23 protein-coding genes and 1 tRNA gene are annotated in these 23,450 nt (G+C 67.0%); 14 read left to right on the forward strand and 10 right to left on the reverse strand.

What is annotated here, in order from left to right; genetic code table 11:
* Window positions 1-67 precede the first annotated feature (67 nt).
* From RF701_RS03195 to RF701_RS03205, 3 genes are read right to left on the reverse strand one after another with little or no spacing between them, the layout of a single operon-like run.
* Window positions 68-985, reverse strand: a complete 918-nt coding sequence (locus tag RF701_RS03195; RefSeq protein ID WP_288938711.1) for a YdiY family protein — start codon at window positions 983-985, stop codon at window positions 68-70.
* A gap of 38 nt (window positions 986-1,023) precedes the next feature.
* Window positions 1,024-1,515: an RNA pyrophosphohydrolase gene (locus RF701_RS03200; RefSeq protein WP_288938709.1), complete on the reverse strand. Its 492-nt coding sequence runs from the start codon at window positions 1,513-1,515 to the stop codon at window positions 1,024-1,026.
* Window positions 1,512-2,510, reverse strand: coding sequence for an alpha/beta hydrolase (locus RF701_RS03205; protein ID WP_308814065.1), 999 nt, complete (start codon window positions 2,508-2,510; stop codon window positions 1,512-1,514). The genes RF701_RS03200 and RF701_RS03205 overlap by 4 nt, the downstream gene beginning before the upstream one ends.
* A 44-nt stretch (window positions 2,511-2,554) precedes the next feature.
* Here RF701_RS03205 and RF701_RS03210 point away from each other — a divergent pair, with 44 nt between their 5' ends.
* Both RF701_RS03210 and RF701_RS03215 read left to right on the forward strand, forming a co-directional pair.
* On the forward strand, window positions 2,555-3,463 hold the full coding sequence (locus RF701_RS03210; protein WP_203309918.1) for a histone deacetylase: 909 nt from the start codon (window positions 2,555-2,557) through the stop codon (window positions 3,461-3,463).
* Between the two features lie 41 nt (window positions 3,464-3,504).
* On the forward strand, window positions 3,505-4,686 hold the full coding sequence (locus RF701_RS03215) for a cyclopropane-fatty-acyl-phospholipid synthase family protein (RefSeq protein ID WP_308814066.1): 1,182 nt from the start codon (window positions 3,505-3,507) through the stop codon (window positions 4,684-4,686).
* A gap of 6 nt (window positions 4,687-4,692) precedes the next feature.
* Here the strand turns inward: RF701_RS03215 and RF701_RS03220 are convergent, their stop codons facing one another.
* A complete protein-coding gene (locus RF701_RS03220; RefSeq protein WP_308814067.1) occupies window positions 4,693-5,400 on the reverse strand; it encodes an SDR family NAD(P)-dependent oxidoreductase in 708 nt (235 codons plus the stop codon).
* Between the two features lie 5 nt (window positions 5,401-5,405).
* On the reverse strand, window positions 5,406-6,863 hold the full coding sequence (gene purF, locus RF701_RS03225; protein WP_203309921.1) for an amidophosphoribosyltransferase: 1,458 nt from the start codon (window positions 6,861-6,863) through the stop codon (window positions 5,406-5,408).
* Window positions 6,864-6,986: 123 nt separating this feature from the next.
* Here purF and RF701_RS03230 point away from each other — a divergent pair, with 123 nt between their 5' ends.
* From RF701_RS03230 to RF701_RS03250, 5 genes are all read left to right on the forward strand, one after another.
* A complete protein-coding gene (locus RF701_RS03230) occupies window positions 6,987-7,238 on the forward strand; it encodes a Rho termination factor (RefSeq protein ID WP_210358628.1) in 252 nt (83 codons plus the stop codon).
* Between the two features lie 59 nt (window positions 7,239-7,297).
* Window positions 7,298-7,657 (forward strand): phosphoribosyl-AMP cyclohydrolase, encoded by a 360-nt coding sequence (gene hisI, locus RF701_RS03235; RefSeq protein WP_210358627.1) that lies wholly within the window; start codon window positions 7,298-7,300, stop codon window positions 7,655-7,657.
* A gap of 119 nt (window positions 7,658-7,776) precedes the next feature.
* Window positions 7,777-8,154 (forward strand): hypothetical protein, encoded by a 378-nt coding sequence (locus RF701_RS03240; RefSeq protein ID WP_308814068.1) that lies wholly within the window; start codon window positions 7,777-7,779, stop codon window positions 8,152-8,154.
* A 31-nt stretch (window positions 8,155-8,185) separates the two neighbouring features.
* On the forward strand, window positions 8,186-8,605 hold the full coding sequence (locus RF701_RS03245; protein ID WP_210358625.1) for a MerR family DNA-binding transcriptional regulator: 420 nt from the start codon (window positions 8,186-8,188) through the stop codon (window positions 8,603-8,605).
* A 15-nt stretch (window positions 8,606-8,620) separates the two neighbouring features.
* Window positions 8,621-10,423 (forward strand): acyl-CoA dehydrogenase C-terminal domain-containing protein, encoded by a 1,803-nt coding sequence (locus RF701_RS03250; protein WP_308814069.1) that lies wholly within the window; start codon window positions 8,621-8,623, stop codon window positions 10,421-10,423.
* An 87-nt stretch (window positions 10,424-10,510) separates the two neighbouring features.
* On the opposite strand, the gene RF701_RS03255 is transcribed toward RF701_RS03250, so the two are convergent.
* Genes RF701_RS03255 through RF701_RS03265 form a run of 3 tightly spaced genes read right to left on the reverse strand, consistent with a single transcriptional unit; the run spans window position 10,511 to window position 14,069 of the window.
* Window positions 10,511-11,869, reverse strand: a complete 1,359-nt coding sequence (locus RF701_RS03255; protein WP_308814071.1) for a cell wall hydrolase — start codon at window positions 11,867-11,869, stop codon at window positions 10,511-10,513.
* 2 nt (window positions 11,870-11,871) lie between these two features.
* Window positions 11,872-12,792: a cysteine synthase A gene (gene cysK, locus RF701_RS03260; protein ID WP_203309928.1), complete on the reverse strand. Its 921-nt coding sequence runs from the start codon at window positions 12,790-12,792 to the stop codon at window positions 11,872-11,874.
* Complete coding sequence (locus tag RF701_RS03265) at window positions 12,789-14,069, reverse strand: MFS transporter (protein ID WP_308814072.1); 1,281 nt, start codon at window positions 14,067-14,069, stop codon at window positions 12,789-12,791. Before RF701_RS03265 ends, cysK begins: the two co-directional genes overlap by 4 nt.
* A 397-nt stretch (window positions 14,070-14,466) precedes the next feature.
* Here RF701_RS03265 and pdhA point away from each other — a divergent pair, with 397 nt between their 5' ends.
* Both pdhA and RF701_RS03275 read left to right on the forward strand, forming a co-directional pair.
* Window positions 14,467-15,513 carry a pyruvate dehydrogenase (acetyl-transferring) E1 component subunit alpha gene (gene pdhA, locus RF701_RS03270; protein WP_203309930.1) on the forward strand — a complete coding sequence of 349 codons (1,047 nt, stop codon included), beginning with the start codon at window positions 14,467-14,469 and terminating at the stop codon, window positions 15,511-15,513.
* Between the two features lies 1 nt (window position 15,514).
* Window positions 15,515-16,954, forward strand: a complete 1,440-nt coding sequence (locus RF701_RS03275) for a pyruvate dehydrogenase complex E1 component subunit beta (protein ID WP_308814073.1) — start codon at window positions 15,515-15,517, stop codon at window positions 16,952-16,954.
* Window positions 16,955-17,072: 118 nt separating this feature from the next.
* On the opposite strand, the gene RF701_RS03280 is transcribed toward RF701_RS03275, so the two are convergent.
* Entirely contained in the window at window positions 17,073-17,540 is a 468-nt protein-coding gene (locus RF701_RS03280) for an Lrp/AsnC family transcriptional regulator (RefSeq protein ID WP_203309932.1), read from the reverse strand.
* 185 nt (window positions 17,541-17,725) lie between these two features.
* Here RF701_RS03280 and RF701_RS03285 point away from each other — a divergent pair, with 185 nt between their 5' ends.
* The 3 genes from RF701_RS03285 to RF701_RS03295 all read left to right on the forward strand — a co-directional run bounded on the left by RF701_RS03285 (window position 17,726) and on the right by RF701_RS03295 (window position 20,887).
* Window positions 17,726-19,471: a HAMP domain-containing sensor histidine kinase gene (locus tag RF701_RS03285; RefSeq protein ID WP_308814074.1), complete on the forward strand. Its 1,746-nt coding sequence runs from the start codon at window positions 17,726-17,728 to the stop codon at window positions 19,469-19,471.
* Between the two features lie 59 nt (window positions 19,472-19,530).
* Window positions 19,531-20,472, forward strand: a complete 942-nt coding sequence (locus tag RF701_RS03290; RefSeq protein ID WP_308814075.1) for a WalW protein — start codon at window positions 19,531-19,533, stop codon at window positions 20,470-20,472.
* A 181-nt stretch (window positions 20,473-20,653) separates the two neighbouring features.
* On the forward strand, window positions 20,654-20,887 hold the full coding sequence (locus tag RF701_RS03295) for a hypothetical protein (protein WP_308814076.1): 234 nt from the start codon (window positions 20,654-20,656) through the stop codon (window positions 20,885-20,887).
* 121 nt (window positions 20,888-21,008) lie between these two features.
* Here the strand turns inward: RF701_RS03295 and RF701_RS03300 are convergent, their stop codons facing one another.
* Window positions 21,009-22,025, reverse strand: coding sequence for an LLM class flavin-dependent oxidoreductase (locus RF701_RS03300; RefSeq protein ID WP_210358617.1), 1,017 nt, complete (start codon window positions 22,023-22,025; stop codon window positions 21,009-21,011).
* A 165-nt stretch (window positions 22,026-22,190) separates the two neighbouring features.
* Here RF701_RS03300 and RF701_RS03305 point away from each other — a divergent pair.
* Together RF701_RS03305 and RF701_RS03310 are read left to right on the forward strand one after the other, a co-directional pair.
* Window positions 22,191-22,280, forward strand: a tRNA-Ser gene (locus tag RF701_RS03305).
* A 188-nt stretch (window positions 22,281-22,468) separates the two neighbouring features.
* The gene (locus tag RF701_RS03310) at window positions 22,469-23,449 is read left to right on the forward strand and encodes a lytic transglycosylase domain-containing protein (protein WP_246848275.1); all 981 of its coding nucleotides are present in this window, start codon (window positions 22,469-22,471) and stop codon (window positions 23,447-23,449) included.
* The last annotated feature ends 1 nt before the right edge of the window (window position 23,450 follow it).

The following is a 23,450-nucleotide window of genomic DNA, read 5'->3' on the forward strand; positions in this document are numbered from 1 at the left end:
CGGAAGGGAAATCCGGCGCCGGCCTTTCCCGTGTCGCAGCGGCACAGGCGGCAGCGCCGCCGTCGCGTCAAAAGCTGTAGACCAGCGACGCGCGACTGGTCGTGTCCGTCGATACGGAGCCGACCGGCGGCTGGCTTTCGTACTGGACATTGTATGACAGAGCTGCCGACAGCGGGCCGAGCAGCTTCGCGTTCAGCGCCGTCGTGCCGCTCACCGTCGAATTGAACCGTTCGACATAGGCGGCGGCGTTCTGCGTCACCGACAGGCCCGGCAGCAGCCGCCAGCTGAACGCCATCGTGCCGCGCGCCGCGAGGCTTCCCTCGATCAGGTCGTTGGTGAAGCTGGTCCGCCGAAAGGCGGGCCCCAGTTCGACGTCCAGCCGGACGCGGGGCGTCTTGACCGCGCTGTAGCCGATCCCCGCCGATGCCGAATAGCGATCGAAATAGCCGAGGAAGCGATCGCTTTCGAATTGCGCGGCGCCATAGATGTAGGCGCGATCATCGAATTTGTAGTTGGGCTCGTAGCTGGCCAGATAATGTTCGCGCGTGGTGATCCCCGCGTTTTCCTGATAGTCGGCCTGCGCATGGAACTTGTGGCGCCACTGGAGCCCCTCGCGCGTCAGGTCGAGAACCGCCGTGCCGCCTTTGGAATTGGTGTTGCCCGTGGTGATGTAGCCGCCGAGCTCCGCCCGACCCGACCATAGATCGAAGATGTTCGCCTGGCGTATCGTCTCGCTCCGCGCCGCCGCACGCTCGCTGCGCCACTTCTGGGCGATCGCGAGCACCTGGTCCGCACTCGCCGGGTCGGCGAGGCGCGCGTATTTGACGACGACCGAGACATCCCCGTCGTTGCCGCTCTCGATCGCGGCATCCAGCATCGCCTTGATCGGTCCCGGGATCGGCACCGCATTCTGATCGGGTGCCGGATTGCCCTCCGCGTTCGCGAGCAGCAGGGGGGCGAGCAGCAGGATCGGCAAGCGGCGCATGGAGAGTGGGCCTAGGGACTGGGGTGCGACAGGCAAACCTACCTTGTTTCGCTTGCGGCGAGATGGGGCTGGAATGCGGTGAGCACCGCTTCGTACAGCGCCTTCTTGAACGGCACGATCATCGTCGGCAGGTCTGACGGATCCGCCCAGCGCCAGGCGCGGAATTCCTTGTGCGCCGTGTCGATGTCGACGTCGCTGTCCTCGCCCAGGAACCGGAACAGGAACCAGCGCTGGCGCTGGCCGCGCCACTTGCCCTGCCAGACCTTGCCGAACAGATCGTCCGGCAGGTCGTAGTAGAATTCGTCAGGCGCCTCGGCGACCAGCGTGACCTTGTCGGGCGCGACGCCTGTCTCCTCGCCAAGCTCGCGGATCGCGGCCGTCAGGGCGTCCTCGCCGGGATCGATCCCGCCCTGCGGCATCTGCCAGGCTTCCAGCGTCGAATCGACTCGCTGCCCGACGAAGACGCGGCCATCGCGATTGACCAGCATCACGCCGGCGCAGGGGCGATAGGGAAGATCGGCCTTGCTCATGCGCCGGCTCCCGCAGCCTGCGTCTGGACTCGGGCTGCCTCGGCCTCGAGGATGACGTCCTTCAGATTCGAGAGATAGCCCGCCACGTCTCCCTGGGCGGACGGAATCGCCTTTCGCAGGGTCACGAAGCCGTGGACTGTGCCCATCGCCTCCCGGAATACGACGGGCACGCCCGCCTGGACCAGCGCGGCGGCATAGGCGCGCCCCTGGTCGCGAATCGGGTCGAGGCTGGCGGTGACGATTACCGCCGGCGGCAGGCCCGCGACATTGCCGAGCAGGGGAGATCCCCGCGGATGCGCGACATCCGCCTGATAGGCGTCGACGAACCACAGCATCGTATCGCGCGTCAGCAGGTAACCGTCGGCGAATGCGTCGAAGGAGGGGTACATGCGCGACGAATCGGCCGCCGGATAGATCGGTGCCTGGACGATCACCGGAACGGCGGCGGGGGCGTCGCGCAGGTCCATGGCCGTGACGATCGTCAGCGTCCCACCCGCGCTGTCGCCGGCGAGAACCAGCGAGGTGACGCTTCGCCCGAGGTCGGCGGGGCTCTCCGCGACCCAGCGCGCCGCCGCCTCGCAATCGTCGGGCGCCGCGGGCCAGCGGTGCTCCGGCGCCAGGCGATACTCGACGGATACGACGGGCAGGTCGAGCACGCGCGCCATCTCGGCGCAGAAGCTCGCATGCGTGTCGATCGTGCCGATGACGAAGCCACCCCCGTGGAAGAAGACCACGGCCGGTCCCGGCGCGCGCGTTTCACGGGCGTCGAACAGTCGCGCGGCAATCGTGCCGGCGGGGCCGGGTATCGACAGGTCGCGGATCGTCGCGAGCTGGCCCACCGGCAGGTCCGCGACGTCCTTCATCGCGATATACACCTGCCGCGCGTCGGCGGGCGTCATCTGGTGCGTCCGCGGACCGGGAACCGCATTGAGATAATTGAGGAACATGCGGACGTCCGGGCGGACGAAGGGCGGGGTGTCGGACGTATCTGTCATGCGTCTCTCTTGGGCGGCGGCGGCTCGCGCCCTACCTAGGACGCGTGATCCCGATCGTCCATCACCCCGCCTATGTCGCGCCTGCGCCCGCCCGTTCAACCTATCGCTGGAACAAGAACGGCTTGATCCGTGACCTGCTGCTAGCCGAAGGCGAGCGGCTGACCTGGCACCAGCCCGAGCTGATGGACGTGCGGTGGCTGGAGGCCGTGCATGATCCGGATTATGTCGCCGAGGTGCTGGAGGCACGCGTTCCGCCCGCCAAGACGCGGCGGATCGGCTTTCCCGTCACGCCTGCCGTCGCCGCACGTGCGCAGGCGGTACCCGGAGGGACGTGGCTCGCGGCGCATCTCGCGCTTCGCCACGGCTTTGCCGCGAACAGCGCCGGTGGCAGCCATCATGCGCTTGCCGATACGGGAGCCGGCTATTGCGTGTTCAACGACCTCGCGGTCGCCGCGGTCCGGCTGATCGAGGAGGGGACGGTCGACCGCCTCGCCGTCGTCGATTGTGACGTGCATCAGGGCGACGGAACCGCCGCGCTGCTGGCCGGCCGGCCCGGTATCGTCACCTATTCGATCCATGCGGAAAAGAACTTCCCTGCCCGCAAGGCGCGATCGACGCTGGATGTTTCGCTGGCGGACGGCCTGGGCGACGAGGGCTATCTGGCCAAGCTAAAGGAGACGCTGGCACCCTTCCTCGCGGAGCATCGGCCACAGCTGATCCTGTACCAGGCGGGCGTCGACCCGTTCGAAGGGGACCGGCTCGGCCGCCTGTCGCTCAGCCTCGCCGGGCTTGCCCGTCGCGAGCATGTGATCGCCGGGCTCGCCCGCTCCATCGACGCGCCGCTCGCGAGTACGGTCGGGGGCGGCTATGGCGACGATGCGCTTGAAATTGCTCGCCGTCACGTCGCGGCGATCCTTACGCTGGGCGAGGCATTCTCCCCCGCGTCGGCCTGAGCGTCTTTCGTTCGTCCAGATCCTCGGGCATGGGCGCGCGCATGGCCGCACGTTTCTCCCGCCTGATCGCGATCCCGTTCCACCGCCTGCTCGACCGCATCGATGCGGGGCTGGCAAGCGGCGGGATCGAGGCGCGCCTTCCCGACGGGACACGCCGGCTGCTCGGCGGCCGTAAACCGGGGCCGGTGCCGATCGTCACGATCGTGTCGTGGCGCGCGCTGATCCGGCTCGCGACCGAAGGGTCGGTCGGCTGGTATCGGGCGTGGGAGGCCGGCGAATGGTCCAGCCCCGATCCGGTGCCGCTGTTCGACCTGTTCATGCGCAACCGCGCCACGCTCGGCGGCGCGGCGCGGGCCGGGGGGCTGCCAAAGGCGGCGCTACGCGCCTGGCATCGGGTCCGCCGCAACGACCGCAAGGGCGCGCGCCGGAACATCGCCGAGCATTACGACCTGGGCAACGATTTCTACCGCGAATGGCTCGACGAAAGCCTCACCTATTCGAGCGCCATCTACGGGCCGGGCGACGATCTGGCCCGGGCGCAGGCGCGCAAGCTCGCAGCGATCCTCGAGCGCACCGCGGCCCGCCCGGGCGACACGATTCTCGAGATCGGCTGCGGCTGGGGGTCGTTCGCGGCGACTGCCGCGGCGGCGGGGCGCTGCGTCCACGCCCTGACGCTGTCGACCGAGCAGAAGGCGGCCGTGGACTCCCGCGGCCTTCCCGGTGTCACCGTGGCGCTCACCGATTATCGCGACGTCGCCGGTACCTATGACGCGGTGGCGAGCATCGAGATGGTCGAAGCGGTCGGCCAGGATTACTGGCCGGCCTATGTCGACACGCTCGTCCGCGTGCTGAAGCCGGGCGGCCGCGCCGCGCTCCAGTATATCAGCATCGCCGACGACATCTTTCCCGCCTATGCAGGCAATGTCGATTTTATCCAGCGCTACATCTTCCCCGGCGGCATGCTGCTGTCCGAGAGCCGCTTCCGCGCGCTCTGCGAGGCGCGGGGTCTCGCCTGGACCGACCGGCAGGGCTTCGGCCTCGATTATGCGCAGACCCTGCGGCACTGGCGCGAGCGATTCGAGAATGCCGACCGGGCGGCCCGCCTGCCGGCCCGGCTGGACGCGCGGTTCCGCGACCTGTGGCGCTACTATCTGATGTATTGCGAGGGCGGCTTCCGGGGTGGCGGCATCGACGTCGCGCAGGTTACGCTGGTCAAGGCCTAGGCCGGATCAGCCGACCCGTTCGAAATGCCCCGGAGCGAACCCGTTGGTCGCCAGCGCCACGATCCGTTCCGCCACCACCTCCGGCGCCTTCACCGAATGCGGATCCTCGCCCGGATAGGCGCGGGCGCGCATCTTGGTCCGCGTCGCACCGGGATCGAGGATCGCGGTACGAATCGCACTGATCTCGGCAGTCTCATCGCCATAGGCGCCGATCAGCGTTTCGAAGGCCGCCTTGGACGCACCATAGGCGCCCCAATAGGCGCGCGGCTTGCGCGCGACGCTTGAGGTGACGCCAATCACGCGCGCGCCCTTCGACCGGCGCAGCATGGCGTCGAATGCGGCGAGCATCGCCGCCTGCGAACTGACGTTGAGCGTCAACACCTCTGCGAATTCCTTTGGCTGGATCGCCGGCACCGCCGCCAGGCTGCCAAGTGTGCCGGCGTTGAGCACCAGGATGTCCAGCGCCTGCCAGCGCTCGCCCACCGCCGTCGCCAGCCGTGCGATCGAGTCGCTTTGCGCCAGATCGAGCGGAGCGATCGTCGCCGAGCCGCCGGACTGGAAGATCGTATCCTCGACGCTTTCCAGATCCTTGGCGGTGCGGGCGGTCAGCACGACGTGCGCACCGGCCTTGGCAAGCGCGATCGCGGTCGCGGCGCCGATGCCCCGGCTGGCGCCGGTGACTAACGCCAGTTTCCCGTCCAGAGCCTTGCTCATCTCGCTCAATTTACCCGTTCCGCGAGCATCGCGAATTGGTCGACAGGGGCCGCATCGTCATGGTCGGTCAGCGTCGTCGGATAATCGCCGGTAAAGCAGGCATCGCAGTATTTGGGCCGGATGTCCGCACGCTTGGCCTCTCCCAGCGCCTTGTACAGGCCGTCGATCGAGACGAAGGCGAGGCTGTCGGCGTGGATGAAATCGGTCATGCCACCGACGTCGAGCTTGGCGGCGAGCAGCTTGGCGCGCTCGGGCGTGTCGACGCCGTAGAAGCAGCTGTGTCGCGTGGGCGGGCTGGCGATCCGCATGTGAATTTCCGCCGCGCCCGCATCGCGCATCATCTGCACGATCTTTAGACTGGTCGTCCCACGCACGATCGAATCGTCGATCAGGACGATACGCTTGCCCTGGATCAGCGCGCGATTGGCGTTGTGCTTCAGCTTGACGCCCAGGTGACGGACCTTGTCGCCGGGCTGGATGAAGGTGCGGCCCACATAGTGGGAACGGATGATGCCTAGCTCGAACGGGATCCCGGACTGCTGCGCGTAGCCGATCGCCGCCGGGACGCCCGAATCGGGCACCGGGATCACGAGGTCCGCCTCGACCGGCGCCTCGATCGCCAGTTGCGCGCCGATCTCCTTGCGGACCGAATAGACCGACTGGTCGCCCGCGATCGAATCGGGACGGCTGAAATAGACCCATTCGAAGATGCAGGGGCGCGGCGCCATCGGCGCGAACGGCTTGATCGAACGGACCTCGCTGCCCTGGACGATGACCAACTCGCCGGGTTCGACCTGTCGCTCGAACGTGGCGCCGCACACGTCGAGCGCCACGGTCTCCGAGGCGAAGATGATCGCATCGTCCAGGCGGCCCATCACGAGCGGTCGGATGCCCAGCGGGTCGCGGCACGCGATCATGCCCTCCGGCGTGGTGACGATGAGCGAATAGGCGCCCTCGATCTGCTTGAGCGCATCGATGAAGCGGTCGAGCAGCGTGCGATAGCTGGACGTCGCGACGAGGTGAATGATCGTTTCGGTGTCGCTGGTCGACTGGAAGATCGACCCGCGACGGACCAGCTCGCGGCGCAGCTTCATCGCGTTCGAAATATTGCCGTTGTGGGCGATCGCGAAGCCGCCGGTCGAGAGGTCGGCGTAGAGCGGCTGGACGTTGCGCAGCGCGGTCTCGCCGGTTGTCGAGTAGCGGACATGGCCGGTTGCAACGTTGCCCGGCAGCGCGCGGATCACGTCGTCGCGGTCGAAATTGCCGGCGACATGGCCCATCGCGCGATGGCTGTGGAACAGGTGGCCGTCGAAACTCGTGATCCCGGCGGCCTCCTGCCCACGATGCTGCAGCGCGTGCAGGCCGAGCGCAACGAGCGCGGCCGCGCTGTCGCTGCCGGAAACACCGAAGATGCCGCACTCCTCGTGCAGCGTGTCGTCGTCAAAGGGATGTGTGGTCAGCATGGCCCGGCCTGATGTCGTGCGAGCGCGCATATAGGCACGCGAAACAGGTTTGTCGCCTGTTTGTCATGCGGATGCGGGAGCGTTGGTGCTTTCCGCTCGTTCGACGGCGGAAGGAGATCCGCGATGGCAAAGGACCACGGCGCCCAGATCAAGGACGATGCGCTCTACGAAGAGTTGCGCAAACAGGGCAATTCGAAGGAGAAGGCGGCCCGGATCGCCAATGCGAAGGCGGCCGGCACGCTGGACCACAAGTCGACCCATCTGGAGGACCGCAGCAAGGCGGACCTGCTGAAGGAAGCGCGCGAGATCGGCATCGCCGGCCGGTCGAAGATGGATAAGGCCGGGCTCGCGAAGGCGATTCGCGGCCACCGATAGGCTGAGAGACGACGCACAACCGGCGTGACGCCATCTTCCCGCGCGGCTAAATGACCGACATGTCCGAACCGCGCGAAACCGAGCTTGTCCTCGATCCCAAATACGACGGAGCCGGCCTGATCACCGCCGTCGTGACGGACCGTGAAGGCGCGCTACTCATGGTCGCGCACATGAATGCGGACGCGCTCGCCGAGACCCGGAACAGCGGCCACGCGACGTTCTGGTCGCGCAGTCGCAATCGGCTTTGGAAGAAAGGCGAAACCTCAGGAAATATCCTGTCGGTGGTCGAGATGCGCATCGACTGTGATCAGGATGCGATTTGGATCATCGCCGATCCCGCCGGTCCGGCATGCCACACGGGGGCGGATACGTGCTTCTATCGCCGGATCGAGGGCGATCGGCTCGTTCGCATCGTATGAGGCTGTGTACGACGGCGCTGCTCGCGACGTTCGCACTGCTGCCGGCGTGCGGGCGGCAGCCGCAGTCGCAAGCACCATCTGCCGGTGCCCGGTTGGAGAACGCTGCGGTCGCAGCGGGCATGGTGGTCGATCCTCGGCGCGTGACGCTCATCGGCGCCTGGTCGCGGGAAACCGATCGCCTGTGTGTTGTGCCGGGGCATGCCGGTACGCTGCGCGTCGGCGTCCTCATCGACTATGGCGAAGGGCAGGGATGCGCGGCGGCCGGCACGCTTCGCCAGCGTGGCGATTCAGCCCGCCTCGCCTTCGGGTCGTGTCGGTTCGATGCCGCGATCGATGGCGATCGCATCGTCTTTCCGGCGGCGCTTTCATCGGCCTGCGAATCGCTTTGTACCGGGCGTGCTTCGCTGTCGGCGCTCGCCGTCGATCGCGTCAGCGCTTCTGCTTCGGAAGCGGCGCAACTGCGTTCGCCGGCGGGCCAGCCTCTTTGTGGCGGTTGACGTTGACGTAAAGGTAAGCTAATTGACGGGCATGGATTTGACGCCTGCCTATGCGCCCATCGCGCCGCGGGATGACCGCGACAGCTATACGATCTCCGACCTGTCGGACGAGTTCGGCGTTACCGCCCGGGCGCTCCGCTTTTACGAGGACGAAGGGCTGATCGCACCGGAGCGGCGGGGTACACAGCGTATCTATTCGCATCGCGACCGGGCCCGTCTGGCGTGGATCCTGCGCGGCAAGCGTGTCGGCTTCTCGCTGGGCGAGATCCGCGAAATGATCGACCTGTACGACGTCGGGGACAACCGACGCGCACAGCGCCAGGCGACGATCGACCGCTGTCGCGGCAGGATCGCGCTGCTCGAACGGCAGAAGCACGACATCGATGCCGCCATCGCCGAACTGACCGAATTCGTGAACGTCGTCGAAGCCGTTCACGCCCAGGACGCCTGAGAGGAAGCCTTTTCGATGCCCCAGTACACGCCCCCCGTCCGCGATACCCGCTTCGTTCTGGAGCATGTCGTCGGCCTTCAGAACCATGCCAACCTGCCCGGTTTCGATGCGGCGACACCCGACGTCGTCGACGCGGTGCTCGAAGAGGGCGGCCGCTTCGTCGCCGAGGTGTTGTTCCCGCTAAACCAGTCCGGGGACCAGGAAGGCTGCACCCGGCACGAGGATGGCAGCGTCACGACGCCAGCTGGATTTCGGGACGCGTACAAGCGCTATGTCGAAAGCGGGTGGGCGACGTTGGGCAATTTGCCCGAATATGGCGGGCAGGGGATGCCTCACGTCGTGTCGACCGCGTTCCAGGAATATATGATTTCGTCCAACATGGCCTTCGCCATGTATCCGGGCCTGACCCATGGCGCGATCGCCGCGCTGCTGGCGCAGGGGTCCGAGGCGCAGAAGCAGATGTACGTCCCCAAGATGGTGTCGGGCGAATGGGGCGGCACGATGAACCTGACCGAGCCGCAGTGCGGCACGGACCTCGGCGTGATCCGCACCAAGGCGGAGCCGCAGGCCGACGGCAGCTATGCGATCACCGGCACGAAGATCTTCATCTCGGCGGGCGAGCACGACCTGACCGACAACATCATACACCTCGTCCTCGCCAAGACGCCGGGCGCGCCGGACAGCTCGAAGGGCATCAGCCTGTTCGTGGTGCCGAAGGTGCTGGTCAATGACGACGGATCGCTCGGCGAGCGCAACGCGGTGACCTGCGGCTCGATCGAGCACAAGATGGGCATCCATGCCAATTCGACGTGCGTCATGAACTATGACGGCGCCAAGGGGTGGCTCGTCGGCGAGGAGATGAAGGGCCTCGCCGCCATGTTCATCATGATGAACGCCGCCCGCCTCGGCGTCGGCCTGCAGGGGCTCGGCATCGCCGAGGTCGCCTATCAGAACGCCGTCCAATATGCCGGCGACCGGCGCCAGGGCCGCGCGCTGACCGGCCCGCAGGAGCCGAACGAGAAGGCGGACACGCTGTTCGTCCATCCGGACGTCCGGCGGATGCTGATGGAGGCCAAGGCGTGGACGGAGGGGCTTCGCGCACTCTGCCTGTGGGGTGCGCTCCAGGTCGACCTCGAGCACCATGCCGCGACGGACGAGGACCGCGAGATGGCAAGCGATCTCGTCGGCCTGCTTACCCCAGTCATCAAGGGCGTCGGCACCGACAAGGCCTATGAGGTCGCAACCAACGCGCAGCAGGTCTATGGCGGCCACGGCTACATCCAGGAATGGGGGATGGAGCAATATGTCCGCGACGCGCGAATCGCGATGATCTACGAAGGGACCAACGGCGTCCAGGCGATGGACCTCGTCGGCCGCAAGCTCGCGCAGAAGGGCGGCCGCGCCGTCCAGGCCTTCTTCAAGATCGTCGGCGAGGAAGCGGCGGCAGGAAAGGCCGATCCGGCGACGGCAGCGATCGCGGAGGCGCTGGAGAAGGCGCTCGGCCAGATGCAGGCCGCGACCATGTGGTTCATGGCCAACGGCATGAAGAACCCGGAAAACGTGGGTGCTGGCGCGGTGCCTTACATGCACCTGACCGGCCTGGTCGCGGTCGGCCTGATGTGGCTGCGCATGGCGAAAGCCGCGACCGCGCTCAAGGCGAGCGGCGAGGGCGACACAGCCTTCCTCGACGCGAAGCTCGTCACCGCGCGCTTCTTCGCGGAACGCATCTTGCCCGACGCCGGCGCGCTCCGCCGCAAGATCGAGGGCGGTGCGGACACGGTGATGGCGTTGCCGCCGGAGATGTTCCGGGCGGCGTGATCCATCGCCGCCGCCCGATCGGCGGAGCGGCGGTCTAAGATGCAGGCGCGTGTGCCGTCAGCGATGGCGGCACCCGCGCGTGTCACCTCATGGTTTGGCCGCGGGCCGGGCCGTGGGGGATGCGGCAGGGGCGGGATCACCCTTTCGTCGCACGCCGCTCAACTCGGCGACACCATGATCATCGGCTGGTGCGAGAGGGCTGGCGGCCGACACGGGTACGGCGGTCATCAGCACCTGCTGCTTCATGCACTGGGATTTTTCGGGCCGCGCGAACTGCTGGCAGTTCCACAGGCTCTTCTCGATACCGGCCGCGCGATCGCGCAGGTAGCTGAAGGACATGCTGGCCACCTGCGCGGTGCCGAGCGGCAGTGCGGCGGGCACGTTTGCCGCGTCGGCCCATCCGGAGAATTTGCAGACCGGTCGATCGCCGCACGCTTTCGCGGCGAGCTGCGGGAAATCCTCCGCCAGCATGGTGCGGGGAAGGGCGACGAGGAAACTGTCCCCCGTGCCCGTCACCGGAACGAGGGCGCCGCCGGACGGCGAAGCCACCGCGGCCTCGGCAAGCGCCGCCTTGGCCTCGGCAAGGGCCGCCCCGGTCTTGTGCGCATCGGAAACGGGCGCCAGCTGCGCGATCACCGGTTCGCCCCCGGTCCAACGACGATTGAATGCGGGCGGCGTGCCCCACCAGCCGCTCCAGCGAAAGAACAGGTGGCTGTGCACCGCTGCGATCTTGTCGAGGCTCGCCTGCCAATAGGGTACCACCCAATCGGTGTGGTAATGGGTCGCATAGCCCACCGGCTTGTACACCGAACCGGACAGCGCCATCGCCGCCACCTCGCGGGCACGTTTCCAGGCTGCCTCGCCCGGCTTCCAGCGCGTCAGGGCACCGTCGCAGCTGAAGGTAAACTGACAGCCCGTGCTGCGGTCCTGCCCCTCGAAGACGACGCCGCATACGGTCTTCGGAAAGGCTGGATGGCGCAGCCGGTTCAGCACCACCTGCGCAACCGCGCGCTCCCCCTGCGCATCGTCCCCCGCTTCGTACAATACCCCGGCCGCCAGACAGTCGGTCGCGCGCGCCAGATCGTCCGGTCCACCGGCGAAATGAAACGGCCGGGCCGGCGGATTGGGCGCCGTCGAGAAGGGAACGTCCGCGTTGAACGCCCGGGCATCGTCCGGCGACAGATCGATCAGTCGCACCGGCTCGACCGGCGGCAACTCGGCCGGCGGCACGATCCGCCGCGGCGGCAGCTTCACATGAAGTCGCGGCGCGACGCGGATCGCCGGCGGATGCGTCACCACCCAGGCGGGAATCGCCAGCGCGAGCGCCGAGGTCGCCGCGAGGATAGCGGGAAGGGCGACCCGGCGGGCGCGGGCGCCATCGCCGGACGACGACGCACCTGTCGACGTCCCCGCCGCGGCGAGGACGCCGTCATCGTTCGTGGGCATGGTCACTGTTCGGGCAGGAAGTCCGGCACCGACAGATAGCGTTCGCCCGTATCGTAGTTGAAGCCGAGCACCCGCGTGCCGTCCGGCAGGTCGGGAAGCTTCTGCAGGATCGCCGCAAGCGTCGCCCCGGAGGAGATACCGACCAGCAGACCCTCTTCACGCGCGGCGCGGCGCGCCATGTCCTTGGCGACCGCCGCATCGACCTCGATCACCCCGTCGATCGCCTGCGTGTGCAGATTCGCCGGAATGAAGCCTGCGCCGATCCCCTGGATCGGATGCGGGCCGGGCTGGCCCCCGGCGATGACCGGCGACGCGGCAGGCTCGACCGCAAACACCTTCAGGTCGGGCCATTCCTTCTTAAGGGTCTCGGCGACGCCGGTGATATGGCCGCCGGTGCCGACGCCGGTGATGATCACGTCGATCGGCGAATCGCGGAAATCGTTGAGGATCTCCTGCGCCGTCGTGCGGACGTGGACGTCGATGTTGGCGGGGTTCTCAAACTGCTGCGGCATCCAGGCGCCCGGCGTCTGATCGACGATCTCGAGCGCACGTTCGATCGCGCCCTTCATGCCCTTCTCGCGGGGGGTGAGGTCGAACGTCGCGCCATAGGCGAGCATCAGCCGCCGACGCTCCAGCGACATCGACTCGGGCATGACGAGGACGAGCTTGTACCCCTTCACCGCCGCGACCATCGCCAGGCCGACCCCGGTATTGCCGCTGGTTGGCTCGACGATCGTGCCGCCGGGTTTCAGTCGGCCGTCCCGCTCCGCGGCCTCGACCATCGCCAAGGCGATACGGTCCTTGATCGACCCGCCCGGGTTCGACCTTTCCGACTTGATCCACACTTCGGAACTGGGAAACAGCCGCTGGATGCGGATGTGCGGCGTGTTGCCGATCGTCTCCAGGATCGTGTTGGCCTTCATGGCTTGGCTTCTCCGTGTTGGGGTTCGACCTGTAACATATCCGGCGGATCGAAGGTCCGCGCCTGCTTCAGTTCGGGGAAAAGGCGCGACCAGGCGAGCGTGACGACGATCGCGGCGCATCCGCCGAACGCGACCGCGCCGACCGGGCCGAGCAGCGACGCCATCAGCCCGCTCTCCGCCTCACCCAATTCGTTCGAGGCGGAGATGGTCAACTGCGACACCGCGCTCACCCGTCCCCGCATCGCGTCCGGCGTGTGCAGCTGGATCAGCGACTGGCGGACGTAGACCGAAACCATGTCCGCGCCGCCCGCGACGATCAGCGCGCAGAGGCTGAGCGGAAACCAGGTCGACAACCCGAAGGTCAGCACCGCCAATGCGAAGACGATTACCGCCGCCAGCATCTTGACGCCGACGTTGGACGACATCGGTCGGACGGAGAACCAGACGGCGGTCGCCGCCGCGCCGATGCCCATGCCCGCGGCGAGCAGTCCCAGCCCCTGAGATCCGACGTGCAGGATGTCGCGCGCATAGATCGGCAGCAACGCGGTCGCACCCGCGAGCAGCACCACGAACAGGTCGAGCGTGATCGTCGCCAGCACCAGCCGGTTGTTACGCACGTATTGGAAGCCGTCCAGAATGCGATGGATCGGGCGACGGTCCTTCTGCGCGGGGGGCTGCGGCACTTTGCCGATCAGCAGCATCGTCACCAGCGCCAGCACGAACAGCCCGGTGATCGTCGCATAGGCGACATCGGGATGGATGGCGTAGAGCAGGCCGCCGGCGCTCGGTCCGGCGATCGAGCCGACCTGCCAGGCAATCGACGAGATGGCGATCGCGGTCGGCAGGCTGTCGCGCGGGACGAGGTTCGGGGCGAGCGCCGAGTAGGCGGGGCCGGTGAAGGCGCGCACGATCCCGATCAGGACCGCGGCTACGAACAGCGCCGGAAGCGTCAGCGCGTCCGCCCAGGTCAGCAAGCCGAGCGCGCCGGCGGTGGCGGCGATCAGCGCGGTCGTCGCGCGCACGATCCAGCGCCGATCGACGCTGTCGGCGACGAGCCCGGTGACGGGGGTCAGCAGGAACAGGGGCACGAACTGCGCGGCGCCGATCATGCCCAGCAGGAACGCGGCCTGCCGGATGTCCATCGTCTCGCGGGCGAGACCATAGACCTGCCAGCCGATCACGATGGCCAGCGCGGTCTGCGCGATCGTGCCCGACAGGCGGGAAAGCCAATAGGCGCGGAAGTTGCCGATGCGGAACGGGTGAACGGACGTGCTCATCTTCGCTGCGGTTTGGCGCGCGCGGGGCCAAAGGGCAACAAACTTGCGCTATCGACCGCGACAGCGGGCCGGCCCCTGGAGGATGCCTTTGTGGCGTTCCTGCGCCCGCAACGCTGCGAGCAGTCCCTCGAGCAGCTCGTGCATGACGGGGGGTGCCATGCTTGGTGAGGCGGCCTGGTGCAGCGCGGACGGGCGCAAAGATCGGCGGGTCGGAAGGAAGCTGTCCGCGTTCCGCGTAACAAGATTGCGCGAAAGCGGCTAAATCCCGTCGGAACCCGTCCCAGCGGGTGCGCCCCGACGCTACGTCGCGGCCATGTTGCGGCAGGGAATTGATGTTCCGACGAAACCCGGCCTATAGGCGCTCGCACATTCTTCCCCAGGACCGTCGAGGTATTACGTGGCCAAATCGCCTGCCGCTCGTCCCGCCGAACCGCCGCTGAGCAATCGCGAGCGGCCCGCCGAACCCAAGCCGTTCGAGGCGAACAAGGACCAGCTGCTCGACTTCTACAAGCAGATGCTGCTGATCCGCCGTTTCGAGGAAAAGGCGGGACAGCTCTACGGACTCGGCTTCATCGGCGGCTTCTGCCACCTGTACATCGGCCAGGAAGCCGTCGCGGTCGGGCTGCAGTCCGCGCTGAACGGCGATACGGATTCGGTGATCACCGGCTATCGCGACCACGGCCACATGCTGGCCTATGGCATCGATCCGAAGATCATCATGGCCGAGCTCACCGGTCGCGCCGCTGGCATCTCGAAGGGCAAGGGCGGGTCGATGCACATGTTCTCGACCGAGCATAAGTTCTACGGCGGCCACGGCATCGTCGGCGCGCAGGTCAGCCTCGGCACGGGCCTTGCGTTCAAGCACAAGTACAGCGCCGACGGCGGCGTCTGCCTCGCCTATTTCGGCGACGGCGCGGCCAACCAGGGCCAGGTGTACGAGAGCTTCAACATGGCGGAGCTGTGGAAGCTCCCGATCATCTTCGTGATCGAGAACAACCAATATGCCATGGGCACGTCGGTCAACCGCGCCAGCAGCGAGGACCAGCTGTATCGCCGCGGCGAGAGCTTCCGCATCCCGGGCATCCAGGTCGATGGCATGGACGTGCTCGCCTGCCGCGGTGCCGCCGAGGAGGCGCTCGCCTGGGTGCGCGCGGGCAAGGGGCCGGTCATCCTCGAGATGAAGACCTATCGCTATCGCGGCCATTCCATGTCCGACCCCGCCAAGTATCGCAGCCGCGAGGAAGTGCAGGCGGTGCGCGACAAGTCCGACCCCATCGAGCACGTCAAGAAGCTGCTCGAGGGCCATGGCGTCGGCGAGGCCGACCTCAAGTCCATCGAACAGGAGATCCGCAAGGTCGTGAACGAAGCCGCCGATTTCGCCGAAAGCACGCCCGAGCCCGAAGCGGGTGAATTGTATACCGACGTGCTGGTGGAGAGCTACTGAGATGGCGATCGAGATCAAGATGCCCGCGCTGTCGCCGACCATGGAGGAAGGCACGCTGGCCAAGTGGCTCGTCAAGGAAGGTGACGTCGTCAAGTCGGGCGACATCATGGCCGAGATCGAGACCGACAAGGCAACGATGGAATTCGAGGCGGTCGACGAAGGCACGATCGGCAAGCTCGTCGTCGCGGAAGGTACCGACAATGTGAAGGTCGGCACGGTGATCGCGACCCTGCTCGAGGACGGCGAGAGCGCCGCCGATGCGGCCGCCGCGCCCGCCGCGACCAAGGACGACAGCCCGAAGGGCGACGCGACGGCGGACGAAAGCGGCAAGACGGCCGATACGGTCGAGGATTCGGCGCATCCCGCGCAGGAGAAGGTCGACACCGGCGCGCGCCAGCTGTTCGAGGCCGCCGCGCACGAGGGCCGCACCGATCCGGCGATCCCGGAAGGGACGGAGATGGTGAAGCTCACCGTTCGCGAGGCGCTGCGCGACGCCATGGCCGAGGAGATGCGCGCCGACGATCGCGTCTTCGTGATGGGTGAGGAAGTCGCGCAATATCAGGGCGCGTACAAGGTCACGCAGGGGCTGCTGGACGAGTTCGGCGACCGCCGTGTCATCGATACGCCGATCACCGAATATGGCTTCGCGGGCGTCGGTACGGGCGCGGCGATGGGCGGGCTGCGCCCGATCGTCGAGTTCATGACGTTCAACTTCGCGATGCAGGCGATCGACCACATCATCAACTCGGCCGCCAAGACCAACTACATGTCCGGTGGCCAGATGCGCTGCCCGATCGTGTTCCGCGGCCCCAACGGCGCGGCGAGCCGCGTCGGTGCGCAGCATTCGCAGAATTATGGCCCGTGGTACGCCAGCGTGCCCGGCCTGATCGTCATCGCGCCCTATGACGCGGCGGACGCCAAGGGGTTGCTCAAGGCGGCGATCCGCTCCGAAGACCCGGTCGTCTTCCTCGAGAACGAGCTGATGTACGGCCGCTCGTTCGAGGTGCCGAAGATGGACGATTACGTCCTCCCGATCGGCAAAGCGCGCATCATGAAGCCGGGCAAGGACGTCACGCTCGTCAGCTACTCGATTGGCGTGGGCATCGCGCTCGAGGCGGCCGAGACGCTGGCCGGCGAGGGGATCGACGCGGAGGTCATCGACCTGCGCACGCTCCGCCCGCTCGACAAGCAGACGGTACTCAAGAGCCTCGCCAAGACCAACCGCATCGTGGTGGTTGAGGAAGGCTGGCCCACCTGTTCGATCGCGTCCGAGATCGCCGCGTTCGTCATGGAGGAGGGCTTCGACGATCTCGACGCGCCGGTGTTGCGCGTGACCGACGAGGACGTGCCGCTGCCCTATGCCGCGAACCTGGAGAAGAAGGCGCTGATCAACGCCGACAAGGTCGTCGCCGCGGTGAAGAAGGTCACGTACAGAAAGTAGGGCGAGGGGGCCCTTCGGGCTCCTTTGTCGCGACATGGGCCCCTGCGGCGTGCAGGGGCCCATGTCACGCCACCGGCCGATCGCGCGCCCTGATGCCACGACCCGAGGCGGGAACGGCTCAGTCGGCGGAGACCGGAATACCCGACACCGCTTTCGCCGTACGGATGGTCAACGACGTCTTGACGCTCGCGACATTCGGCGCGGGCGTCAGGTGCGTGGTCAGGATTTCCTGGAAGCTCTTGAGGTCGGCGGCGACGATCTTGAGGATGAAATCGATTTCGCCGTTCAGCATGTGGCATTCGCGGACTTCGGGAATGCCCGCGACATGCGCCTCGAACGCGGCAAGATCATGCTCGGCCTGGCTGCGCAGCGAGACCATCGCAAAGACCGTGATCGGAAATCCCAGGCTGGCGGGGTCCAGGTCGGCGTGATAGCCGCGGATGACCCCCGCTTCCTCGAGCGCGCGCACGCGGCGGAGGCAGGGCGGCGCCGTAAGCCCGACGCGCTCGGCGAGTTCGACATTGGTCATCCTGCCGTCGGCCTGGAGATGCGCCAGGATCTGCCGATCGATCCGATCGAAGGACATTGCGTTGAACTCTCCCATTTCGCGCCGAGGATCGGCTGGCGCCGCCTGTAAACATAATAATATTACGGCGCAACGCAATTGTCCCACTATGCGACGGCGCGTAATTGGCAGTTCCCACAGCGAATCCATGGGGGTAGGACGAGGGCGCGTCACCATCGGCCGTGGTGCGCAGGAGTAGCCGCCGCTTGCGTTTCGATGACAGCCTCAAGACCGTGCTTTCCGGCGATATGGAGAGCGGCTTCGGTGCGCAGTCGGCGTGGCGGCAGCTCGTCGACCTGATCGGTCGCGGGCGCGTCGCCCCCGATCCCGCGGCGATCGCACGGTTGACGACCTTGCGCGCCGCCGTGCCCGTTGAAGTGCGGGCGGCCAGCGGTCGTGCCCTGGCGTTCGCGCAGCCCCCTGCCGCGCTGGTCCGCCTGTTCGCGCTCGACGATCTTTCGGTGTCTGCGCCCGTCCTGCGAACGGCGCAGCTACCGGCGGAGGCGTGGTTACCGATACTGCCCATCCTCCGTCCCGAAGCGCGGGCGATCCTGCGCCATCGACGCGACCTGCCGGGCGACGTGGTCCGTGGATTGGAAGCGTTCGCGCCGGTCGATTTCGTCCTGCCGGATTCTACCGCGTCGGATTCCATTGCCTCGGATTCGACCGCATCGGTTGGGGGCGGGGCGCCCGCCGCGCGCGAGACCGAAAAGGTCGCCTCGGTCGTCCCGATCGCGGCCTTCCGGCCGGCATCGGCGCCGCCGGTCGCCGAACCACCGTCAGCGCAAGACGAGGAACAGCCCGCCATCGATCTCACGCCCGCACCCGATGGCGGATTCCATATCGCCGATGTGGTGGCGCGGATCGACGCCTTCCAGCGACAGCGGGACGAGGCGGAACCCGCCGCCCTGACGCCCGTCGTCGCATCGAGCTTTCGCTTCGAAACGGATGCCAGCGGCGTGATCAGGGCAGTGGATGGTGTCGCGCGCGGACCGCTGCTCGGCGTGTCCCTCGCGCGGGCGGTGCCGCAGGGTTTGGTTGCCGTCGACGCAGTGATCGCCGGCGCGTTCCGTCAACGCCAGCGCTTCAACGCCGCCCGGCTCGACATAGGGGGCCTGTCCGACGCGGCGGGGGCCTGGCGGGTTGCGGCTGCGCCGCAATTCGATGCGGCGACGGGACGCTTCACGGGATATGTCGGCATCGGCCGCCGGCCGCGCGGCCACGAGGATGCGACGCCGCAAGCCCGCCGGGCGGTTTCCGAATCCCTTCGTCAGCTCGTGCACGAGTTGCGCACCCCCGCCAATGCGATCGCGGGCTTCGCTGAGCTTATCGAGGCGCAATTGCTGGGTCCGGTCAGCGAGGTCTATCGGGGTCATGCCTCGACGATCCAGGAAGAGGCGATGCGCCTGATCGCGGCGATCGAGGACCTCGATACCGCCGCTCGCATCGAGGGGCGATCGCTGGACCTGCGATCGCAACCCGTCGACCTGGGGGCGTTGATCGATCGCGTCGTCGATGATCTGGCGGCGCTTGCCTCGTCCCGACGGACGGGGTTCGACATCCATCCCGTGGCGGCGGATCAGATCGCCGCGATCGACGAGCGGGCGGCGGAACGGCTGCTATCCCGGCTTCTGGCCTCGCTCGCTGCGTCGGCGAGCCCGGGCGAGCGGATCGACATCGCGGAAGCGCCCGCGCCGGACGGGGAGGTGGCTCTGTGCTTCGCCCGTCCGATCGCGCTCGGAACGGGCAAGGTGGAAGATGCGCTGCTGACTCTGGACGAGGAAGGTGATGGCAGCGACGCCGCCGGCGCGCTGCTGGGCGTCGGGTTCGGCCTCCGGCTTGCGCGAAACCTGGCGCGGGAAATGGGCGGCTCGCTGACTTTCGGGGAACACCTCTTGACTTTGCGGCTGCCGGCCGTCGTTCATGCGCGCATGGAGCAGGCGACCCCCTGATCGTGACCGCGACGCCGCGCTCGTCGTATCGGGTTCCGCCACCTGTCGCTGATGCTTTGGTGCGGTGGCCGAACGACTTTGGTCGCCGGTTCGTCGTGTTCGTCGATGTCGAGGAGGAATTCGACTGGTCGCGTCCGCTGGATCGCGCCGCGCGTTCGGTTACCGCGATGAAGGCGCTGCCGGCAGCGCATCGTCGTTTCGCGGAGGCTGGCGCCGGCCTGGCATGCATGGTCGATCACCCGGTTGCCGCCGATCCCGACGCGGTCGAACTGCTGCGCCGAATCCTTGCGGATCCCGCCTGTTCGCTGGGTGCGCAGCTCCATCCCTGGGTCACGCCACCCTTTGTGGCGCCGACGGTAGGCGACAGTTTCGCCGGAACGCTTCCCCGGCATGTGGAGGCGGCGAAGATCGACGCCATCACAAACCTTTTGCACGAGGCGCTGGCGCGACGGCCGATCGCCTATCGCGCCGGACGCTATGGGATCGGACCGAACACGCTCTCCTTGCTCGCGGAACGTGGGTATCGCATCGATACGTCGGTGCGCGCCCGCTACGACTATTCTCCCTTCGGCGGCCCAAATTTCAGCGCACTAGGGAATGGCGCCTTTCGTCGCGACGGCATGATCGAGCTGCCGCTGACAACCGTCTTCACCGGGGCATTGCGGCGCTGGGGGTCGTGGCTGCACGTCACCGCGGGCGGGCTGCCATTGCTGCCGGCCATGCTTGCGCGCGCGCGGCTGCTTGAGCGAATCGCCCTGACTCCCGAAGACATGCCGATTCGCGCGGCGCGTGATGCCGTCTCGATCGCGCTCGATTCCGGCATCCCGCTGCTGGCCTTCTCGTTTCACTCGCCCTCGCTTGTACCTGGCCATACCCCCTATGTGCGGGATACGGCGGACTTGCGCCGGTTCTGGCGATGGTGGGACGATATGTTGGCTCACCTTGCGCAGCTTGGTGTAACGTCCGTTACGCTCGACGAAATTGTCGCTTTCGCCGGTTGACGGAACGCACCGCGGGACGTGATCTCGTCTTTATCTGCAACCATTCGGGTTTAACTTTTGTACCTCTTTTGCCCTCAAGACTGCCACGTCTTGTCGGATTATAGTGGATCTGTTCGCCATCGGGCCTTGAATTTGGTTTCGAATCTGCGATGGAGCGATCTCACCATCGAAGGGGAGTATTATGATTTCCAAGACTCTGATGGCGCTTGCGGCGGCTACGCTCGCGGTTGCCCCGGCCGCTGCGGCGCCCGCCAACCCGGCTGCCAGCCTCTCGGTCGCCAAGTCGGTTCGCACCGGCTCGGCCTCGGCCAAGAAGAACGATCTCGCCGGTGGCGGCATTATCGTGGCGGTCATCGCCGCGGCGGCCGTGGTTGCGGGCATCGTCATCGTTGCCGACAGCAGCGACAGCAACTGAGATCGTCGAAGGTCGCGCGGCGGGGTTCCCAAGACGCGCGTCGGCGACCTGACGTTTACGCAAAGGGGGCTTCGCGCCCCCTTTGTTGTTTATACGGCATTCTCACCGTGCCATTCCCGTCCTAACGCCAGCCGAGCGCTGGGGCGACGTGGGTAAGGACGGCCTCGATAACATGGGCGTTATATGTGACGCCTAACTGGTTCGGCACTGTCAGCAACAGCGTGTCGGCCTCGGCGATGGCCTCGTCAGCGCGGAGCTGTTCGACGAGGCGGTCGGGTTCGTCCGCGTAGGAGCGGCCGAATATAGCGCGCATGTCGTCGATGACGCCGATCTGATCGCGCGTTCCGTCGGCACCGAAATACTGGCGATCCTGATCCGTCACGAGCGGGAAGATGGATCGGGAAACCGACACACGCGGCGCGTGCTTATGCCCTGCCGCCTGCCAGGCTTCCCGATAGGCCCGGATCTGCCGTGCCTGCTGAACATGGAACGGCTCGCCCGTTTCGTCGGCCTTGAGCGTCGAGCTTTGCAGGTTCATCCCCTGACGGGCCGCCCAAACGGCGGTCGCGTCCGACGCCGAGCCCCACCAGATGCGGTCGCGCAATCCCTCCGAATGGGGCTCGATACGCAACAGCCCCGGCGGATTGGCGAACATCGGGCGCGGATTCGGTTGCGCGAAACCCTTGCCGCCGAGAATCTGAAGAAAAACCTCGGCATGTCGGCGTCCCATATCCGCATCGGTCTCTCCCGGCGCGGGCGCATAGCCGAAATAGCGCCAGCCATCGATCACCTGCTCGGGCGACCCACGGCTGATGCCGAGCTGCAGGCGGGAACCGGCGATCAGATCAGCGGCACCTGCGTCCTCGGCCATGTAGAACGGATTTTCGTAGCGCATGTCGATGACGCCCGTGCCGATCTCGATCCGCCGCGTCCGTGCACCGACGGCCGCGAGCAGCGGAAAGGGCGAGGCGAGTTGCCGCGCGAAATGGTGCACGCGGAAGTAGGCGCCGTCCGCGCCGAGTTCCTCCGCCGCAATCGCCAGATCGATCGACTGCAGCAGCACGTCTTGCGCCGACCGCGTCGCCGATTGTTGCGAGGGCGACCAATGGCCGAAGGACAGGAAACCGATCTTCTTCATGGACCCACTCTCGAAGCGCGCGGCGGCCGCGACGATCCCAACATCGGGGTTCCAGGCTGGCGCGGCAAGGCGCGACGGGTCTTGAACGGCCGGCAGTTCTCCGGCATCGGGCTCGGGCCGGCAGGCGCGGTCCCATCCGCGCCGATGCGACACGCGCCGGCACCTGGGTGGATGGCCGAGTGGTTTAAGGCTCCAGTCTTGAAAACTGGCGAACGGGGAACCGTTCCGTGGGTTCGAATCCCACTCCACCCGCCAAATTCGCCATTGGCCTGCTCGGCTTCGTCAGTACCGCCGCGTTCTCCCTCCAAGCTGGCGCTATACCGTGCAAGAGGCGCGACGGTTCGGGGTTCACCCGCGGGGTAGGGTGTGGCACCGGCATGACCATGTGGGGGTTCCGAACACATCGCCGTTTCCAGTCGTGCCTGCTGGGCTTGACGCTCTTGATGTGCGATTCGCCCGCGAGCGCCCAGGATGAAGCCGGGTTCCAGGCCTATCTGCCGCAACTGAAGGCGCAGGCGGCCGCGGCGGGTGTCACCGCGGGGACGATCGATTCGGTGTTTCCGACGCTCAGCCTGAGCGAGCGGACGATCGAACTGGATCGCGCGCAGCCCGGCAATCCCGGAAGTACCGCCACGCCGCCGTTCGCGCCCTATCGGCGCAGCCACGTCGACGCAGCCCGGATAGCGCGCGGTCGTGCGACCTATCTTGCGCAACGCTACCGATTGGCGTCGGTCGAGCGGCAGACGGGAGTCCCCGAATCGATCATGGTCGCCATCTGGGGGCATGAGACGAATTACGGTGCCTATACGGGCAATTTCGATCTCTTACGCAGCCTGGCGTCGCTCGCCTATGAGGGCCGCCGCCGCGATCTTTTCGCGGGTGAGTTTATCGCTGGACTGAAGATGCTCGATCGCGGCGTGTCGCGCGAGCAATTGAAGGGCAGTTGGGCCGGCGCGACCGGCAATCCGCAATTCCTCCCCTCCGTCTATCTGCGGCTGGGGCGCGACGGCGATGGCGACGGGCGGGTCGATATCTGGAACAGTCCCGCCGACACGCTCGCGTCGATCGGCAATTATTTCGCTAATGCCGGCTGGCGTCCCGGGCAACCGTGGGGATTAGCCGTCAACGTTCCGCAGAGCCTGGATCGCGCCCAGCTGACCAATCGTCTCGTCTCGCCGCGCTGCCCGCGCGTGTTCGAGCGTCACAGCGGGTGGAAGACTATGGCCGAATGGCGCGCGCTCGGCATCGTCCCGCAGCGCGGCGCCTGGCCCGCCGACGGCGTATTGGCAACGCTCATCGAACCGGACGGAGCGGGCAGCACCGCCTATCTGCTGACCGGGAATTACCGCGTCATCCTGGATTACAATTGTTCCAACTTCTACGCGCTGTCGGTCGGCCTGCTCGCCGATGCCGTCGAGGGATGAC

The sequence above is a fragment of the Sphingomonas sp. GV3 genome (assembly GCF_031082075.1).
In the GTDB taxonomy this organism is placed as follows: Bacteria; Pseudomonadota; Alphaproteobacteria; order Sphingomonadales; family Sphingomonadaceae; genus Sphingomonas; species Sphingomonas beigongshangi.